Source organism: Georgenia satyanarayanai, assembly GCF_023715365.1.
GTDB lineage: Bacteria > Actinomycetota > Actinomycetes > Actinomycetales > Actinomycetaceae > Oceanitalea > Oceanitalea satyanarayanai_B.
In genome coordinates this window covers 1-1,432 of sequence record NZ_JAMBNZ010000035.1, presented here as the reverse complement: position 1 = coordinate 1,432, position 1,432 = coordinate 1, and the positions used below count along the sequence as shown (strand labels likewise).

The window sequence follows — 1,432 nt, the reverse complement described above, 5'->3', positions numbered from 1 at the left end:
GCCGTTCGTGTGTCTGGTGGTTGCTCATGGGTGGAACATCATTACTTGGCATGCTGTTGGGTCCTGAGGACACAGGCCACAGCCATCCCGTGTGGGTGGTTGGGTGTGTTTCTTCTGGTGGCCGCCTTCTGCTGGTCCTCACGCTGTGGTGTGTGGGGGTTGGGGTTGGTCGGTGGGTTGCTTGAGAACTGTACAGTGGACGCGAGCATCTTTGATCTTTTGTGGTCAAGTTTTTAAGAGCATTCGGTGGATGCCTTGGCACTAGGAGCCGAAGAAGGACGTGGTGGCCTGCGATAAGCCTCGGGGAGTTGGCTAACGAACCGTGATCCGAGGATGTCCGAATGGGGAAACCCAGCTGGGGTCATGCCCAGTTACCCGCGCCTGAATGTATAGGGCGTGTGGAGGGAACGTGGGGAAGTGAAACATCTCAGTACCCACAGGAAGAGATATTCCGTGAGTAGTGGCGAGCGAAAGCGGATGAGGCTAAACCGGGGGTGTGTTAAAGACGGCAGTCGTTGCACCTTCGGGGTTGTGGGACCCGCTCACTCAGCCTGCCGGCTGGGTAGGGAGTAAAAAAGTGTTGTCATAGTCGAACGGTCTGGGAAGGCCGGGCACAGTAGGTGAGACCCCTGTAGACGAAATGGCATCACCTCCCGGTGGGGATCCCGAGTAGCACGGGGCCCGTGAAATCCCGTGTGAATCTGGCAAGACCACTTGCTAAGCCTAAATACTACCTAGTGACCGATAGCGGACAAGTACCGTGAGGGAAAGGTGAAAAGTACCCCGGGAGGGGAGTGAAATAGTACCTGAAACCGGATGCTTACAACCCGTCGGAGCCTCCTTAGCTGGGGTGACGGCGTGCCTTTTGAAGAATGAGCCTGCGAGTTAGTGGTACGTGGCGAGGTTAACCCGTGTGGGGAAGCCGTAGCGAAAGCGAGTCCGAATAGGGCGATTGAGTCGCGTGCTCTAGACCCGAAGCGAAGTGATCTACCCATGGGCAGGTTGAAGCGCGGGTAAGACCGCGTGGAGGACCGAACCCACTTAGGTTGAAAACTGAGGGGATGACCTGTGGGTAGGGGTGAAAGGCCAATCAAACTTCGTGATAGCTGGTTCTCCCCGAAATGCATTTAGGTGCAGCGTTGCGTGTTTCTTGCCGGAGGTAGAGCTACTGGATGGCCGATGGGCCCCAACAGGTTACTGACGTCAGCCAAACTCCGAATGCCGGTAAGTGTAAGCGCAGCAGTGAGACTGCGGGGGATAAGCTTCGTAGTCGAGAGGGAAACAGCCCAGACCACCGGCTAAGGCCCCTAAGCGTGTGCTAAGTGGGAAAGGATGTGGAGTTGCACAGACAACCAGGAGGTTGGCTTAGAAGCAGCCACCCTTGAAAGAGTGCGTAATAGCTCACTGGTCAAGTGATTCTGCGCCGACAATT

General features: G+C 56.1%; 1 rRNA gene. It reads left to right on the top strand.

Features of this window, described 5'->3' with window-relative positions:
- Window positions 1-223 precede the first annotated feature (223 nt).
- Window positions 224-1,432: ribosomal RNA gene (locus tag M3148_RS16875) — 23S ribosomal RNA — on the top strand; the annotation flags it as partial.